Here is a 15994-nt window from a genome sequence, read left to right on the forward strand (position 1 = left end):
GTCCAGAAGAATGTCCAACATCGACTCACTCCCCCATTCACCCCCGGCCTTGTGGCCGCAGACGCTGGTCGGCGCCGGGGTTCTCGTCACCGGGCTGGCGCTCGCCTTCGGTGCCATCGGCATTTCGTCCGAGGCCGGCTATGGCGGTGTCGGGCCCAACTTCCTGCCCTGGCTGGTGTCGATCGCGCTGACCATTTGCGGCGGCTGGATCCTCTGGGAGTCGCGCACCGGCGGCTTCCGCGAAATGGACGAGCCTTCGGGCGCCTCCAAGGCCTATTGGGCCGGTTTCATCTGGGTCTCGGCGGGCTTGCTGCTCAACGCGGCGCTGATCACCAGCATCGGCTTCATCCTGAGCTGCACCCTGTGCTACCTGCTCGCGGTGCAGGGCCTGCGCCGCGCCAGCGGGCAGGGCGGCGTCAACACGCCGCGCACCTGGATCATCGACCTCGTGACCGGCCTGCTGATCGCGGCGCCGGTGTTCTGGACCTTCACCAAGTTCCTGGCGATCAACCTGCCGGGCCTGACCGCCACGGGCTGGATCTGAAATGAACGACCCCCACGCTCATCACTTCGTGTATTCGCTGCCCCCCGAGGGGGCGCAAGCCTCCCTTGGGGCGGCCCGGCGGGAGGCCTGACATGGAAATCTTCAACGCATTGATGCACGGTTTCGCGCTGGCGATCACGCCCGCGAACCTTCTCTGGTGCCTGGTCGGCTGCGCCCTGGGCACGGCGGTCGGCGTGCTGCCCGGCATCGGCCCGGCGGTCGCCGTCGCGATGCTGCTGCCGATCACCGGCAAGGTCGACGTCACGGCCTCGATGATCTTCTTCTCGGGGATCTACTACGGGGCGATGTACGGCGGCTCGACCACCTCGATCCTGCTCAACACCCCCGGCGAGACGGCCAGCATGGTGACCGCGATGGAGGGCAACAAGATGGCCAAGAGCGGGCGCGCCGGGGCGGCGCTCGCCACGGCGGCGATCGGCTCCTTCGTCGCCGGCACCATCGCCACCGTGATCGTCACGCTGTTCGCGCCCTTCGTGGCCGACTTCGCGGTCAAGCTCGGTCCGCCCGAGTATTTCCTGCTGATGCTGCTGGCCTTCACCACCGTGAGCGCGGTGCTCGGCAAGAGCACGCTGCGCGGCATGACGGCGCTGTTCATCGGCCTGGCGGCGGGCTGCATCGGGCTCGACCAGATCTCGGGCCAGGGCCGCTACACCGGCGGCATTCCCGAACTGCTCGACGGCATCGAGATCGTGCTGGTCGCGGTCGGCCTGTTCGCGGTCGCCGAAGTGCTGTACGCCGTGCTGTACGAGGGCAAGGTGGTCGAAGGGCAGAACAAGCTGAGCCGCGTCCACATGACGGCGCGCGACTGGAAGCGCTCGATCCCGGCCTGGCTGCGCGGCACCGCGATCGGCACTCCCTTCGGCTGCATCCCGGCCGGTGGCACCGAGATCCCGACCTTCCTGAGCTACGCGACCGAAAAGAAGCTGGCCAAGGATTCGGATGCCAAGGCCGAGTTCGGCACCAGCGGCGCGATCGAAGGCGTGGCCGGCCCCGAGGCCGCCAACAACGCCACCGTGACGGCGGCGCTGATTCCGCTGCTGACGCTCGGCATCCCGACCTCGAACACCACCGCCATCCTGCTCGGCGCCTTCCAGAACTACGGCATCCAGCCGGGGCCGCAGTTGTTCACGACTTCGGCCGCGCTGGTCTGGGCGCTGATCGCCTCGCTCTACATCGGCAACGTGATGCTGCTGGTGCTGAACCTGCCGATGGTCGGGCTGTGGGTCAAGCTGCTCAAGATCCCGAAGCCGCAGCTCTATGCGGGCATCCTGATCTTCGCCACGGTCGGTGCCTACGGCATGCGCCAGAGCGCCTTCGACCTGGTGCTGCTGTATGTCATCGGCGTGCTCGGCGTCGTGATGCGGCGCTACGACTTCCCGACCGCGCCGGTGGTCGTCGGCATGATTCTCGGGCCGCTGGCCGAAGCGCAGCTGCGCAACGCGATGTCGATCGGCGAGGGCAGCGCGACGGTGTTCTTCCAGCGCCCGATGTCGATCGTGCTGGTGATCATCGTGCTGGCAGTGATGATCCTGCCGCGTGTGGCCAAGCGAATGAGCGAGCGGCGCGCCGCCGCCGCAGCCGCCGCCTGAGGCCGCGGCGCGACGCTCAGTTCGCGGCCGAGCCCGTGTCGGACGGGGCGGTCGCGGTCTGCTGCATCCTGGCGCCCTGCAGGCGCTGCACTTCGGCCATGAATTCCGGGCCGCTGCGCATGCGCTGATAGGCCGCCATCTGGGCCCGGTAGGCCGGGCTCGACGGGTCGAAGCTGTCCCGGTTGGCGACCTGGCTCATGCCGGAGCGGATCCAGAGATTCGTATCGGCGGCGACCTCGACCCGGCTCATGGCGCCGGTGGCGGGGTCGGCGGGGCCGACGCGAAACTCCTGCGGCGCACTCATCATCGACCGGCTCGCCGCCATGTCGGCCGTGACGGCCGAACGGCTGTAGGCGCCGCCCGTGGTGGCGATGGGCGCTCCGACCCACTGCTCGGCCGGGACCGTCTGGGCAAAGGCGGTCGCACCGGCCAGCGCGAGGACGGAGACACCGAGAACTTGCTTGGCATTCATGATGAAATCTCCCGAAGGCTTGGACGTGCAGTCGCGGACATCGCGGCCATCACAGGGCGTGACTGTGACGATTCCGGGCCTTGGGGGCTGTGCGTTTTGGCACCTCGTTTCTCAATCCGCCCGATGCCGCTGGGAGGCCCGCCATGGCGCTCCAACGTTCCACTCTCGGCCTGCAGCACATCGCGCTGCTGCAAGGCCTGTCGGCCGAACGGCTGGAGCAGCTGGCCGAGCGCTGCCAATGGAAGAGCCTGCCGGCCGCGACACCGGTGCTGCTGCGTTCCGAGCAGAAGAGCGAGGTCTACTTCGTGGTCTCGGGCGCCCTGCGCGTGACCTCCTACGCGGCCAATGGCCGGCAGGTCACTTTTCGCGATCCGCAGGCGGGCGAGCATTTCGGCGACATCGCGGCGATCGACGGCCAGCCGCGGTCGGCGGACGTCGTGACGCTCACGCCCGCCGTGGTGGCCAGCCTGGACCGCGGTGCCTTCCTCGAGCTGCTGCGCGACGAGCCGATGGTCGCCGAACGCGTGATGCGCGGTCTGGCGGCGCTGGTGCGGCAGCTGTCCGACCGGGTCATCGACCTGAGCACGCTCGGAGTGCAGAACCGGGTGCACGCCGAACTGCTGCGGCTCGCCCAGCAGGCCGGTGTGGTCGACAACCGCGCGCGGCTGGATCCGATGCCGACCCATGCCGAACTGGCCGGGCGGATCAGCACCAACCGCGAACAGGTCACGCGGGAGCTCAACGCGCTGCGCCGCGAGGGCGTGCTCGCCAAGGACGGCAAGGCGCTGGTGGTGCCTGACGTGGCGCGGCTGGCGGGATTGGTGGCCGAAGTCCGGGGCTTCGACTGACCTGCGCGGGAAGGCGGTCCTAGTCGTTCGAGCGCCAGGCCGGCAGCTTCCAGCCGGTCCAGAGCGCCCCGAGACGCAAGACGATCGCGGTCGTGGCACCGGCGGTCAGTCCGACCCAATCGGGCGCCTGCAGGGCGTCGGCGCCGACGATGACCCAAGCGCCCGCGAAAGAGCAGATCGCATACGGCTGATGGTCGCTGAAGGCGCGCGGGATCTCGTTGCAGACGATGTCGCGCAGCACGCCGCCGAACACCGCGGTCATCATGCCCATCAGCACGGCCACGATCGGCGGCATCGAGGCGCCCAGCGCGATCTGCGTGCCGGTGGCGGTGAAGAGGCCCAGGCCGAGCGCGTCGGGCCACTGCATCGCGCGCTCGGTGAGCGCGAAATGGCGGTCGCGCAGGAACAGCATCGCCGCCACGCACAGCGCCAGCAGCAGCCACAGCCAGCCCGCATGCTCGACCCAGAAGAAAGGCCGGCGGTCGAGCAGCACATCGCGCAGGGTGCCGCCGCCGAAGGCCGCGAGGCCGGCCACCATGACCACGCCGACCGCGTCGAGCCGCTTGCGCGCGGCCTCGATCAGGCCCGATATCGCAAATGCCAGCGTCGCCGCCGCCTCGATCGCGATCTGTGCATTGGAGAGCGACAGGACGGTGGAGAGCGGCAGGCTTTGCATGGGAAGTCAGTTGTGCATGTGGCCGTGCGATTCTGTCGCAGCGCCGGCCGGTGCACCGACCGGGACGTCGACCTGGAGCGAACTCTTGACACCCTTGGCGTCCTCGAAGCGCAAGGTGAACGGGATGGTGCCGCCCTTGGTGATCGGCTGCTTCAGGTCCATCAGCATCACGTGCAGGCCGCTGGGCTTGAGCTCCACGGTCTGCCGCGGCGGCAGTTCGAGCCCGCCGGTGACTTCGCGCATCTTCATGGTGTCGCCTTCCATCTTCATCTCGTGCACTTCGGCCACGCCGGCCGCCGGCGTCGAGGCGCCGACCAGCCGGGCCCCCGAGGGCGCCATGAGCTTCATGAAGGCGCCGGTGCCGCTCTGGCCGGGCACCGTCTGGCGGACCCAGGCGTCGCGCACGTCGACCGCGGCCACGCCGGCCGGCAGCACGTCGAGGCGGGCCGCCGGCAGGGCCGGCTTCTCGGTCGAACCGGCGGCCGGCACCTGGGCCCAGTCGGCGCTGCCGACGTCGCAGCTCTGCAGGACCTTGAAGTAAAGCGGGCCGGACTTGTCGGTGAGCTTGCCGCGGACGATGAATTCGGCCCGCTCGGCGCCCGGCAATGCGGTCTGCGCCGAGTCGGCCTTCCAGGACACCTCGCCCGGCGTGGCGGCCAGGGTCCAGCCCTGGCGCGGCTGGGCCTGGATCAACGTGAAGCCCTGGGGCAGCTGGACCCGCAGGCCGGTGGTGGCCTTGGCGTCGGCGCAGGCATGGCCGACGCGGAAGGCAGCGTCGTATTCGCTGCCGGCCGCGGCGCCGCCGGGGGGCAGGGTGACGTGGGCCATGGCGGCGGTGCTGCAGAGTGCGGCGCAGGCGGCGAGGGTGCGGAGGGGGGTGGTGTGGGTCATTGGGTGGCTCCTTTAGTCAGTTGAGGACAGAGCAAAAACTGCTTCGCAGTTTCTTGGTCTGTCCCGCAAGGTCTCAGTAATCCCAGCGCAACTCGGCAGAATACGTGCGCTGCGGGTAGGGGTGGAAGTTCCAGTACTGGTAGTTGTTGGCATTGTCGACACCGAAGGCGGCCGACCATTGCCTGTCGATCTGAAAGCGTGCCCGCAGATCGACCGTGAAGTACTTGCTGGCGCCGAAGTAGGCGAAGCCGTTGACGTCGCTGTTGTCGAGGGTCGAGTACTGCTTGCCGCTGTAGCGCGCGGCCGCGGTGAAGGCCCAGCGGGCGTCGGGCCTGTAGGTCGCGTAGACGGTGGAGCGCCATTGCGGAACCCGCGGCTGCCACTTGCCGACGCTGGCCGGGAACAACGGGTTCGAGACGATCTTCGAGTCGGCATAGGTGAGGCTCGCGCCCATGTCGAGGCCGCGCATCCAGACGTTTTGCCCGGTGTAGGACAGCTCGAAGCCGGTGGTGCGTACCTTGGCGATGTTCTCCACCCGCGAGATGCTCGTGTTCGGGATCAGCTGGCTGTAGAGCGCGTCGTCGGTGGTCTCGTGGAACAGCGTGGCGCGGGCCAGCCCGTTGCCGAGGTCCTTCTCGGCACTCAGCTCGCTGGTCCACGATTTCTCGGGCTTGAGGAATGGGTTGTTGATGAAAGACAGCGCGCCGCCGGTGGTGGCGCCATACAGCTCGCCCACGGTCGGGTAGCGCACCGCCCGGCCGAGCGAGGCCTTGAGCACCGTGTCGTCGGCCCACTGGTAGGCCAGCGCCGCTTTCGGCGAGGCGTCCGATTCGCTGCGCGACGGGTAGGACAGGGCGTTGGTCGCGGTGGCGGTGAACCCGTTGCTGGCTTGCCAGTCTTCCCATCGCAAGCCCAGCACGGCCTTCCACTTCGGCGCGAAGGACCAGCTGTCCTGCGCCCATCCGGCAATGGTCTCGGTGTTGCCGCCGACGTTGCTGACCAGCGTGCCGGAAGGGCCGTAGAGCCAGTTGCCGATCGTGTTGGTCTTGAGGATGCCGAGCTTGTAGGCATCGCGCTCGACGCCGAAGTCGACGATGTGGGCACCGCCCACCCCCTGCGGCCGCCAGGTGCCCTTGGCCGTCAGCGTGTTCCAGCCCGTGGCGCCACCCTGGTCCTGCAAGGTGCCGGCGCCGCCGATGGCCGCCAGCGGCAGCGCCACCGTGGGCGCGCGCTGCTGATCCTTCGAATAGTCGTAGAGGCTGGCGGCCACCTCCCAGTCCCACTCGCCCTGGGTGTTGCTCTTGACCGAGAGGCCGTGCATGTAGTGGGTCTGCTCGTCGTTGGTGAGTGGAAACGCCGTCGGCCCGAGCGTGAAGCTGCGTCCGAGGATGTTGACCAGCCCGGCGTAGACCGGCTGGCCCTGGGCATTGCTCAGGTAGCTCTCCGGCCGGCCTTCGGCGCTGTTCTGCCACCAGCCCAGCGTGTAGGTGGCGGTCACGGTGGGCGAGAAGTCGTAGGCCAGCTTGAGCTTGGCGTGGTCCTGGAGCGTGTGGTACTGGGTGCCGGTGCCCAGGATGTACCACGGCGTGTTGGTGGTGTTGAGGCCCGGCACGAAGCCCACCACCGGGGTGCCGGCGCGCCCGGGCGTGCCCGAGGCCACGGTCGCGGTCGTGAAGGTCAGCGGCTGGCCCTGGCTGTCGCCCCGGCTCAGGTCGATGAACCACGACCAATCGCCGCTGCGGCTGCCGAGCGAGGCGCTGGTCTGCCAGCTGTTGAAGGTCTGGCGCGTGTTGTAGAGGTCGTTGGGCTGCGACTGGTAGCCCATCTTGACGTGGGCCTCGAGCTGCGAGGGCATGCGGGTCACGTAGTCGACCACCGCGCCGGCCGAGTTGCCGGGGTAGGCGGCCGAGAAGGGACCGTACATCACGTCGACCCGCTCGATCTCCTCGGGCGTGACGAGGCCCCAGCGCGGCGCATAGTTGCTGCCGTTGGCGATGCCGTTGCCGAGGTAGTTCGACAGCAGGATGCCGTCGGCATAGACCGCCGAGCGGGCGCTGTTGCCGGTGCCCGAGGCGCGGGTAGACAAGATGGCGTGGTTGTAGTCGCCGATGTAGCGCTTGCGCACCAGCAGGCTGGGCAGGTACTTGAGCGCGTCCTCGCTGTCGGTGGCGTTGATGCGGGTCTCTATCTCCTCGCGGGTGATGCCCTCGATGGTGGTCGGGATCTGGGTCGGCAGCGAGGTCGGCTGGCCGCCGGTCACGGTGACGACGCCGAGCGAGCGCGTGCGCTCGGGGGCCTCGTCGGCGGCACGCGATGCCGGCCGTTCCTGGGCCGACGCCGGCAGCGCCCACCAGGGGGATGCTGCGCTCAACGCGAGCGACAGCAGGGTCTTGTTCATGGAAGGATCTCCTCGGCAGCCTTCGGCTGCCTACGCATTGCTGGAACGCGCAGCGCGGCGCCTTCCATGCGCCGCGTGCGTCAGGGCTGAAGCAAGCTCAGGAGAGAGGGGGTCCGCGCGCCGGCAGCGGGGCGGCGGTGGCCGCGGCGATGCGCGCGGCCGGAATCGACTGGACCGCATGGCCCAGGGGCTGCACCGTCGGCAATTGCGCCAGTGGCAAGGCAGGCGGCGGTGCACCGGCCGGCAGGCACAGCGGGCATTCGAGGTGGCCGGCGGCGGGCGCCTGTGCGCCGTCGTCGGTCATGACCACCAGCATGGTGGCGCCGGCGGCCGAGCAGACGATTTCCATCGGCTTCGGCTGGACCAGCGGAGAGGCCACGGCGACACCGAGCGACAGCGCGAACCACGCCAGCACGAAGCTGACGAGGAGGCGGGCGCGGCGGAGTGCGGGCATGGGCGCGATTATGCGGCTTGGCGTGGGGCGGGCGGACCGGCGTCGTGCGGGCGGGGTTCAGCGCGCCGGGGCGTCGGCCGGCACCACGGTGGTGGAACGGCGCGAGCGGACGGTTTCGGTCGCGCCCGGCACCGGCTGGCCGGCCGGCGTGACCACCGTGGCGCGCCGGTCGGGCGTGCGCGTCGTGACCTTGGCCGGCGGTCCGCCGCGCGCGCGGTCCAGTGCCGCGCCGGCGTCGCGAACGCAGGCTTCGCGCTCGGGCGCCGGCAGCTTGCCGCTGTTGCAGACGGCCAGCTGGCGTTGGTGGCGCTCCTGGGCATGCTGCAGATCGGTCGCGGTCTGCGCGTGGGCGCCGAAGGCGCTGGCCAGCAGGACGCCGCACAGTGCGGCACGGGAAACGGGTCGAGTCATGGTGTGGCTCCGTCGAGTGACGGGGCTAGTCTATCCGGCGCCGTGGGCCGTGTCCGGGCTTGCCTCGGCCACCGGCGGCTGGCCGCGCAGGCGCCGCGCGGTGCGCTTGATCCAGCCCTCGACGTCGTCGACGTAGGTGAACACCGCCGGCACCACCAGCAAGCTCAGCACGGTGGAAGTGATCAGCCCGCCGATCACGGCCATCGCCATCGGCGAGCGGAAACTGGAATCGGCGGCGCCGAGGCCGATCGCGATCGGCAGCATGCCCGCGCCCATCGCCAGCGTGGTCATGATGATCGGCCGGGCCCGCTTGTGGCAGGCGTCGCGCAGCGCGTCCCAGCGGCTCATGCAGTGGTCGCGGCGCGCCACGATCGCGTACTCGACCAGCAGGATCGAGTTCTTGGTCGCGATGCCCATCAGCATGATGAGACCGATCAGCGAAGGCATCGACAGCGCCTTCTGGCCGATCAGCAGGCCGACGAAGGCGCCGCCTAGCGCCAGCGGCAGCGCGCAAAGGATCGTGATCGGATGCAGGAAGTCCTTGAACAGCAGCACCAGCACGATGTAGATGCACAGCACGCCGGTCAGCATGGCCAGGCCGAAGCTCGCGAACAGCTCGGTCATCACCTCGGCGTCGCCGACCTCGGCCACCCGCACGCCGGGCGGCAGGCTGCGGATCGAGGGCAGCTTCATCGCCGCGTCCTTGGCGTCGCCGAGGCCGACGCCCGACAGCTCGATCTCGAAATTGACGTTGCGCGAGCGGTCGTAGCGATCGATCACGGCCGGGCCGCCCTCCATCGTGAGCGCCGCCACCTGGCCCAGCATGACCGGGCCGCGCGTGCCGGGAACCGCGAGCCGTTCGAGCAGCGCCAGGTTCTGCCGCGCCGAATCTTCCAGCTTGACCACGATCGGCACCTGCCGCTGCGCCAGGTTGAGCTTGGGCAGGTTCTGGTCGTAGTCGCCGAGCGTGGCGACCCGCAGCGTCTCGGCGATCGCCGAACTCGTGACGCCGAGGTCGGCGGCGCGCGCGAAGTCGGGCCTGACCGCGATCTCGGGCCGGATCAGGCTGGCGGTCGAGGTGATGTTGCCGAGGCCGGGAATGGTGCGCAGGTCGCGTTCCACCGCGCGCGCGGCGGTGGTCAGTGCGTTCGGGTCGTCGCCGCTGAGCGCCAGGATGTATTTCTCGCCCGAGCCGCCGAGGCCCACGGTGCTGCGCACGCCGGGCAGGGTCTCGAGCGTGGTCCGGATGCGGTTCTCGATCACCTGCTTGCGCGGCCGGTCGCCGCGCGGGTCGAGCTGGATCGTGAGCGTCGCCTTGCGGGTCTCGGGCGTGCCGAAGTTGGCGAAGGGGTCGCCGCCGGCGCTGCCGCCGCCGACCGTGGTGTAGACGCTGCGCACATGGTCGATCGCCATCAGGCGCCGGCGCGTTTCCTCGGCGGTGGCGGTGGTCTGGGCCAAGGTGGCGCCGGGCGCGAGCGAAAGGTAGACCTGGGTCTGCGAGTTGTCGTCGGGCGGGATGAAGCCGGTCTTGAGCAGCGGGATCATCGCCACCGAGCCGAAGAAGAAGAGGGTGGCCAGCACCATCGTCGTGAAGCGGTGCTTCAGGCACCACTCGGCCATCCGCATGTAGATCCTGAGCCAGCGCGGCTCTTTCTCGGCGTGGACGATCGGCTTCAGGATGTAGGCCGCCATCATCGGCGTCAGCACCCGGGCCACCACCAGTGATGCGAACACCGCGAGCGAGGCGGTCCAGCCGAACTGCTTGAAGAACTTGCCGGCCACGCCGCTCATGAAGGCGGTCGGAAGGAACACCGCGATCAGGGTGAAGGTGGTGGCGATCACGGCCAGGCCGATCTCGTCGGCGGCTTCCATCGCGGCCTGGTAGGGCGACTTGCCCATCCGCAGGTGACGCACGATGTTCTCGACCTCGACGATCGCATCGTCGACCAGGATCCCGACCACCAGCGACAGCGCCAGCAGCGACACCACGTTGATCGAGAAGCCCAGCAGGTACATGCCCACGAAGGCCGGGATCACCGACATCGGGAGTGCCACCGCGGAAATGAAGGTCGCGCGCCAGTCGCGCAGGAACAGCCAGACCACGATCACGGCCAGGATCGCGCCTTCGTAGAGCAGATGCAGCGAGCCTTCGTATTCCTCCTCGACCGGGGCGACGAAGTTGAAGGCCTCGGTGAGCTGGATGTCGGGGTGCTGCAGGCGCATCTCGGCCAGCGCCTTCTGGATCGCGGCGCCGACCTCGACCTCGCTGGCGCCGCGGCTGCGCGCCACCTCGAAGCCGACCACCGGCCGGCCGTCGAGCAGCGCCGCGGCGCGCGGCTCGGCGATGGTGTCGCTGATGCGGGCCACCTCGTCGAGCCGGATGCGGCGGCCGTCGGTCAGCGCGATCTGCATGTCGGCCAGCTGGTCGGCCGACTGCACCGTGGCCAGCGTGCGCACCGGCTGCTCGCTGCCGCCGACGTCGGTGCGCCCACCCGCGCTCTCTGTCTGTACCAGCCGCAGCTGGCGCGAGATGTCGGCCGCGGTGGCGCCCAGCGCCTGCAGCTTGGCCGGATCGAGGTCGACATGCACCTGGCGGGTGACGCCGCCGACCCGGTTCACCGCGCCGACGCCGGGCAGCGCCAGCAGCTTCTTGGTGACGTCGTTGTCGACGAACCAGGACAGCGCCTCGTCGTCCATCTTCGATGACGCGATCGTGAAGGCCAGCACCGGCTGGGCCGCGAAGTCGAGCTTGGTGACCACCGGGTCGCGGACGTCGGCCGGGAGGTCGGCGCGCACCCGCTGCACCGCCGAGCGCACGTCGTCGACCGCTTCCTGGACCGGCTTCTCGAGCCGGAACTCGACGATCAGCGTGGCCGCGCCGTCCTGCACCTTGGTCGTGATGTGCTTCAGGCCCTGGATGGTGGCGATCGAGTTCTCGAGCTTGCGCGCGACATCGTTCTCGAGCTGCGAGGGCGCGGCGCCCGGCAGCGCGGCCGACACCGTGACGGTCGGCAGGTCGATGTCCGGGAAGTTCTGGACCTTCATGGCGTTGAAGGACAGCAGACCCGCGAAGGTCAGCAGCACGAACAGCATCACCGCCGGGATCGGGTTGCGGATGGACCAGGCCGAGACGTTCAAGATCGCTGCTCCTTCACTTGGCTGCGGCTTCGGCCGCGGGCTTGGCGGCGGCCGCGGGCGTCTCGACCACGCGCACCAGGTCGCCGTCGTTCAGGAAGCCGGCACCCTGGACCACCACGCGGGCGTCGCCCGGCAGCGCCGTCGTGATCTCGACCCGGTCGCCGACCCGGCGGCCGGTCTCGACCTTGAGCTGGGCGACCCGGTTGTCGGGCTGCAGCAGCAACAGGTAGTTGAAGCCGTCGCGCGGCACCACCGAGGCCTGCGGCACCGTCAGCGCGCTGGTGCGGCCGAGCTGGAAATCGCCGCGCGCGAACATGCCGGCCTTGAGGCCGGTGTTCTGCAGCACGTTCGGGATGTCGACGTAGACCAGCGCATTGCGGGTCTGCGGATCGACCGTCGGCGCGATGCTGCGGACCTTGCCGCTGACGGTGGCGCCGCTGGCGCTGGTGATCACGGCCGGCGTGCCGACCGCGATCCGGCCGAGTTCGGAGGAGGTGACCTCGGCGCGCCATTCGAGCCGGCCCTGGCGCACCATGCGGAACAGCTCGGTGCCGGCACTGACCACGCTGCCGACCGTGGCGGTGCGCGCCGAGATCACGCCGTCGTCGGGCGCCAGCACCTGCGTGTTGCGCCCGCGCACCTGCTGGGCGGCGAGCACCGCCTCGGCGGCCTCGACCCGCGCCTTGGCGGTCTGCTCGGCGGTCTGGTATTGGTTGATCTGCTGCTGGCTCATGGCGCCGGTGGCCTGCAGCGTGCGCGCCCGCGCCGCGGTGCCGGTGGCGTCGGCGGCGGTGGCGCGGGCCTCGGCCAGCGAGGCCTTGGCCTGTGCCACGTCGGCCTGCACCGACTCGGCCGAGAAGGTGGCGAGCACCTGGCCTTTCTTGACCACGTCGCCGACATTGACCCGCACCTCGGCGAGCTTGAGGCCGGTCGATTCGGAGCCGATGCTGGCCTCCTGCCAGGCGGCGACGTTGCCGTTGGCCGCCAGTGTGACGCTGAGTTCGCTGTTCTCGGGCTTGGCGACCGTGACGGTCAGCGACGGCCGGGCCGCGGCCTCGGGTTTTTTCTCGGGCGCGGCGGCGGGCTTGCCGCGCATCAGCAAGAAGGCGCCGGCGACGAGGACCAGCGCGGCGGCCAGCACGGCGAGGAGGGTGGAACGCTTCATTCTTTTCATGGCGACGGGGCGGAGGCGGGGGCCGTGGAGGCGAGGGCTTCGGGTCGTGTCCAGCCGCCGCCCATGGCGCGGTAGAGCGAGACCCAGGCTTCGGCGCGTTCGCGCTGCAGCGCGACGCGGGCGGTCTGCGAGACGAACAGGGTGCGCCGCGCATCCTCCAGGTCGAACAGGCTGGCCAGTCCGGTGTTGAAGCGGGCCTGCGTGGCGTCGAAGGAGATCTGGTAGTTCTGTACCGCGGTGTCGGCGTCGGCCGCGCGGTCGCTGGTGCTCTGCAGGTTGATCAGCGCCTGCTCGACCTCGCTCACGGCGCGCCGCACGTTGGCGCGGTAGAGCGACACGGATTCTTCGTAGCGGCCCTTGGCGGCGTCATAGTTGGCGGCCAGGGTGCCGCCGTCGAAGATCGGTACGGTGAGCGCCAGGGGGCCCAGGGTCCAGGTGTCCAGCGTTTCGCTGAACCCTCCGCCGCGCACCTTCAGCACGCCGATCGAGCCCTGCAGCGTCAGGCTCGGAAAGCGCTGGGCCAGCGCCGCGCCGGCCTCGGCGCTTGCCACGGCGACGTCGAGCTCGGCCGCGTAGACGTCCGGCCGCTGCGCCAGCGCCTCGGCCGGCACGCTGTAGACCGCCTGAACAGCGGGCAGCGTGACGTCGATCGGGGCGGCGGCGAGCTTGGCCGCCAGCAGCGGGCCTTCGATGCCGGTCAGTGCGATCAGCGCCTGCTGCTGCACGCTGCACAGGGCGCGCTGCTGCGTCAGCCTGCCCGCGGCTTCGGCCGCGCTGGCGCGCGCCAGGGCGGCATCGGCGGGCGCCGTGAAGCCGGCTCGCGCCGACAGCTCGGTCAGCCGCGCGGTCTCGGCGCGCGACTGCGCATCCGAGGTCGACACCACGAGCTGGCGCCGGCAGGCACGCTCGCCCAGGTAGGCGTTCGCGGTCTCGGCGGCGACCGACACGCGGGCGTCGTGCCAGCGGGCGTCGGCGCCCGCATAGCGCGACTGGCTGGCGTCGCGGCTGGCGCGCAGGCCGCCGAACAGGTCGATCTCCCAGCTCGACTGCAGGGCGGCCTGCTGGGTGGTGATCGGAGGGATGTCGGTGCTGGTTCCGCCCGTGGCGCCGGTCGAGAAGCCGGAAGTCGGCGAATTGCCGCGGCTGGCCGACAGCGAGCCGTTGAGATTGGGCACCAGCGCTGCGCCGGCCGCGACGCGCGCGGCGCGGGCTTCGCCGATGCGCGCCTGGGCGCTGGCCACGGTCGGGCTGGCGGCCTCGGCGGCGACGATCAGCTCGACCAGCAGCGGGTCGTCGAGCTGCCGCCACCACTCGGCCAGCGACGGCATCGAGCCGCCATGCGGCAGGGCCGCGGTGCCGGTCGGCAGCGGCGTCTGCCACTGCGCCGGCGTCGGCGCCGCGACCTGCTGGGGCGGCCGTGGAACGGCGCAGGCGGCGAGCAGCAGGGGAGCGACGAGACAAAGCGCGGGGAGCCGGGAGTTCCTCATGAGATTCCGCAAGAAAGGGGGTGACGTGCGCTGGCGAACGGGGGGTGCGCCAGGGCGTCGGCAGGCGGCCGGTGGACCGTGCATGCAAGGGGCGCAGCATAGCAAGGCCCCTCGAGCGCTTCTGTAGTCGCGCACCGCGTTTTCAAAGGGCTATCGATGGTAGCGATTCGGCGAGTCGGCATCGTCCGATTCGCCGTCGGAAGGATGCACGCTACGATTCCGCCATGCCACCCGCCGCCGCCGCACCTCCCGCCCTGCCGCTCGATGCCGAAGGCATCCTCGCGCTTGCCGCGCGCTCGATGTTCCATCTGTTTTCCAGCATCAGCCAGGGCATGTTCCTGGTCGACCGGGGCGGGCGCATCGTCTGGGTCAACGAGGGCTACCGGCGCTTCCTGCCGGCGCTGGGTTTCTCGTCGATCGACCAGTTCCTCGGCCATCTGGTCGAGGACGTGATCCCGAACACGCAGATGCGCCGCGTGCTCGACACCGGCGAGCCGATCCTGATCGACCTGCTGACCAACAAGGCCGGCACCTTCGTGGTCAGCCGCATCCCCTTGCGCGAGGAGCGCGAGGGCGATGCCGGCGCCACGCCCGGCGAGGTGATCGGCGCCATCGGCATCGTGCTCTTCGACCATCCCGAGACCACGCTGCAGCCGCTGATCAGCAAGTTCGCGCTGCTGCAGCGCGACCTCGACGATGCCCGGCGCGAGCTCGCGAGCCAGCGCGCCAATCCGCTCTACCAGCAGTCGGCCGACGGCCAGCGGCGCTCCAAGTACACCTTCGCCAGCTTCATCGGCAGCAGCCCGGCCGCGGTCGAGGTCAAGCGCCACGCGCGGCGCGCGGCGCAGTCGTCGAGCCCGGTGCTGCTGCTCGGCGAAACCGGCACCGGCAAGGAACTGCTGGCCCACGCGATCCATGCCGCCTCGGCGCGGGCCGGCGGAATGTTCGTCAGCGTCAACATCGCAGCCGTGCCCGACACCCTGCTCGAAGCCGAGTTCTTCGGCGTCGCGCCCGGCGCCTTCACCGGCGCCGACCGCAAGGCGCGCGAGGGCAAGTTCAAGCTGGCCGACGGCGGCACGCTGTTCCTCGACGAGATCGGCGACATGCCGCTGGGCCTGCAGGCCAAGCTGCTGCGCGCCCTGCAAGAGGGCGAGATCGAGCCGCTGGGCTCGAACAAGCTGGTGCCCTTCGATGCCCGCGTGATCGCCGCCACCTCGCGCGATCTGGCGGCGCTGGTGCGCGAAGGTCGCTTCCGCGAAGACCTGTACTACCGCCTCAACGTGCTGCCGGTGCGCGTGCCGCCGCTGCGCGAACGGCGCGCCGACATCCCGGCGCTGGTCGAGGCGCTCGGCGAGGACATGGCGCTGCGCAGCGGCGAAGCGCCGCCCGAGCTCACGCCCGACGCGCTGGCGCTGCTGGCCGCGCAGCACTGGCGCGGCAACATCCGCGAACTGCGCAACGTGCTGGAGCAGGTGACCATGCGCAGCGACTCGCAGCGCATCGACGCCGCGCAGCTCGAGCGCATCCTGCGTGAGGCCGGGCAGGAAAAGATCGCGGCGCCCGAGCCGCTGCCGAGCGCCGCCGCCGATACGGCCGAAGGCGCGGCGCTGCTGCGGCCGCTGGCACAGCAGGTGGCCGAACTCGAACGCCGCGCGATCGCCGCCGCCATGGCCGCGACCGGCGGCAACAAGCTCGCGACCTCGCGGCTGCTCGGCATCTCACGCGCGACGCTCTATGAACGTCTGGAAAACCCTGAATAGAAAACATGCAATTGCCTGAAATTCAGTCAATGCATTTGTCCTGATTCCGGGCGCTTCAGACGAAAACCAAGGGAAAGTCCTTTGTTTTCAAGGCGATGGAGGCTGGCACGAACTGTGCAATATTCAGCCAT

The 15994-nt window shown here is 70.1% G+C and carries 13 protein-coding genes; 4 read left to right on the top strand and 9 right to left on the bottom strand.

The window, feature by feature from the left end:
- Positions 1 to 10 precede the first annotated feature (10 nt).
- Together QTI17_RS05205 and QTI17_RS05210 are read left to right on the top strand one after the other, a co-directional pair.
- A complete protein-coding gene (locus QTI17_RS05205) occupies positions 11 to 544 on the top strand; it encodes a tripartite tricarboxylate transporter TctB family protein (RefSeq protein ID WP_286531591.1) in 534 nt (177 codons plus the stop codon).
- Between the two features lie 92 nt (positions 545 to 636).
- Positions 637 to 2154: a tripartite tricarboxylate transporter permease gene (locus QTI17_RS05210; RefSeq protein ID WP_286531592.1), complete on the top strand. Its 1518-nt coding sequence runs from the start codon at positions 637 to 639 to the stop codon at positions 2152 to 2154.
- A 16-nt stretch (positions 2155 to 2170) separates the two neighbouring features.
- On the opposite strand, the gene QTI17_RS05215 is transcribed toward QTI17_RS05210, so the two are convergent.
- Entirely contained in the window at positions 2171 to 2626 is a 456-nt protein-coding gene (locus QTI17_RS05215) for a hypothetical protein (protein WP_286531593.1), read from the bottom strand.
- A gap of 143 nt (positions 2627 to 2769) precedes the next feature.
- On the opposite strand from QTI17_RS05215, the gene QTI17_RS05220 reads away from it, so the two are divergent.
- On the top strand, positions 2770 to 3474 hold the full coding sequence (locus tag QTI17_RS05220; RefSeq protein WP_286531594.1) for a Crp/Fnr family transcriptional regulator: 705 nt from the start codon (positions 2770 to 2772) through the stop codon (positions 3472 to 3474).
- 19 nt (positions 3475 to 3493) lie between these two features.
- Here QTI17_RS05220 and QTI17_RS05225 read toward each other — a convergent pair whose 3' ends face one another.
- The 8 genes from QTI17_RS05225 to QTI17_RS05260 all read right to left on the bottom strand — a co-directional run bounded on the left by QTI17_RS05225 (position 3494) and on the right by QTI17_RS05260 (position 14103).
- On the bottom strand, positions 3494 to 4150 hold the full coding sequence (locus tag QTI17_RS05225) for a trimeric intracellular cation channel family protein (protein WP_286531595.1): 657 nt from the start codon (positions 4148 to 4150) through the stop codon (positions 3494 to 3496).
- A gap of 6 nt (positions 4151 to 4156) precedes the next feature.
- Positions 4157 to 5041, bottom strand: a complete 885-nt coding sequence (locus tag QTI17_RS05230) for a copper chaperone PCu(A)C domain-containing protein (RefSeq protein ID WP_286531596.1) — start codon at positions 5039 to 5041, stop codon at positions 4157 to 4159.
- Positions 5042 to 5114: 73 nt separating this feature from the next.
- Positions 5115 to 7439, bottom strand: a complete 2325-nt coding sequence (locus tag QTI17_RS05235) for a TonB-dependent receptor (protein ID WP_286531598.1) — start codon at positions 7437 to 7439, stop codon at positions 5115 to 5117.
- Positions 7440 to 7536: 97 nt separating this feature from the next.
- Positions 7537 to 7893, bottom strand: coding sequence for a DUF2946 family protein (locus tag QTI17_RS05240; protein WP_286531599.1), 357 nt, complete (start codon positions 7891 to 7893; stop codon positions 7537 to 7539).
- 57 nt (positions 7894 to 7950) lie between these two features.
- Positions 7951 to 8304, bottom strand: coding sequence for a hypothetical protein (locus QTI17_RS05245; protein ID WP_286531600.1), 354 nt, complete (start codon positions 8302 to 8304; stop codon positions 7951 to 7953).
- Positions 8305 to 8334: 30 nt separating this feature from the next.
- Positions 8335 to 11442: an efflux RND transporter permease subunit gene (locus QTI17_RS05250; RefSeq protein ID WP_286531601.1), complete on the bottom strand. Its 3108-nt coding sequence runs from the start codon at positions 11440 to 11442 to the stop codon at positions 8335 to 8337.
- A gap of 13 nt (positions 11443 to 11455) precedes the next feature.
- Positions 11456 to 12616 carry an efflux RND transporter periplasmic adaptor subunit gene (locus QTI17_RS05255; protein ID WP_286531602.1) on the bottom strand — a complete coding sequence of 387 codons (1161 nt, stop codon included), beginning with the start codon at positions 12614 to 12616 and terminating at the stop codon, positions 11456 to 11458.
- Positions 12613 to 14103 (bottom strand): efflux transporter outer membrane subunit, encoded by a 1491-nt coding sequence (locus QTI17_RS05260; protein WP_286531603.1) that lies wholly within the window; start codon positions 14101 to 14103, stop codon positions 12613 to 12615. The genes QTI17_RS05255 and QTI17_RS05260 overlap by 4 nt, the downstream gene beginning before the upstream one ends.
- Before the next feature lie 224 nt (positions 14104 to 14327).
- Between QTI17_RS05260 and QTI17_RS05265 the strand changes: the two genes are divergently transcribed.
- Positions 14328 to 15863, top strand: a complete 1536-nt coding sequence (locus tag QTI17_RS05265) for a sigma-54 interaction domain-containing protein (protein ID WP_286531604.1) — start codon at positions 14328 to 14330, stop codon at positions 15861 to 15863.
- Positions 15864 to 15994 lie beyond the last annotated feature (131 nt).

It is taken from the genome of Variovorax sp. J31P179 (assembly GCF_030316985.1).
Classification (GTDB): domain Bacteria; phylum Pseudomonadota; class Gammaproteobacteria; order Burkholderiales; family Burkholderiaceae_C; genus Variovorax; species Variovorax ginsengisoli_B.

What these genes read in the sequence shown, in the direction of transcription:
- QTI17_RS05205 (WP_286531591.1), top strand. Translation starts at nt 11, where the DNA reads ATGTCCAACATCGACTCACTCCCCCATTCACCCCCGGCCTTGTGGCCG.
- QTI17_RS05210 (WP_286531592.1), top strand. Translation starts at nt 637, where the DNA reads ATGGAAATCTTCAACGCATTGATGCACGGTTTCGCGCTGGCGATCACG.
- QTI17_RS05215 (WP_286531593.1), bottom strand. Translation starts at nt 2,626, where the DNA reads ATGAATGCCAAGCAAGTTCTCGGTGTCTCCGTCCTCGCGCTGGCCGGT.
- QTI17_RS05220 (WP_286531594.1), top strand. Translation starts at nt 2,770, where the DNA reads ATGGCGCTCCAACGTTCCACTCTCGGCCTGCAGCACATCGCGCTGCTG.
- QTI17_RS05225 (WP_286531595.1), bottom strand. Translation starts at nt 4,150, where the DNA reads ATGCAAAGCCTGCCGCTCTCCACCGTCCTGTCGCTCTCCAATGCACAG.
- QTI17_RS05230 (WP_286531596.1), bottom strand. Translation starts at nt 5,041, where the DNA reads ATGACCCACACCACCCCCCTCCGCACCCTCGCCGCCTGCGCCGCACTC.
- QTI17_RS05235 (WP_286531598.1), bottom strand. Translation starts at nt 7,439, where the DNA reads ATGAACAAGACCCTGCTGTCGCTCGCGTTGAGCGCAGCATCCCCCTGG.
- QTI17_RS05240 (WP_286531599.1), bottom strand. Translation starts at nt 7,893, where the DNA reads ATGCCCGCACTCCGCCGCGCCCGCCTCCTCGTCAGCTTCGTGCTGGCG.
- QTI17_RS05245 (WP_286531600.1), bottom strand. Translation starts at nt 8,304, where the DNA reads ATGACTCGACCCGTTTCCCGTGCCGCACTGTGCGGCGTCCTGCTGGCC.
- QTI17_RS05255 (WP_286531602.1), bottom strand. Translation starts at nt 12,616, where the DNA reads ATGAAAAGAATGAAGCGTTCCACCCTCCTCGCCGTGCTGGCCGCCGCG.
- QTI17_RS05260 (WP_286531603.1), bottom strand. Translation starts at nt 14,103, where the DNA reads ATGAGGAACTCCCGGCTCCCCGCGCTTTGTCTCGTCGCTCCCCTGCTG.
- QTI17_RS05265 (WP_286531604.1), top strand. Translation starts at nt 14,328, where the DNA reads ATGCCACCCGCCGCCGCCGCACCTCCCGCCCTGCCGCTCGATGCCGAA.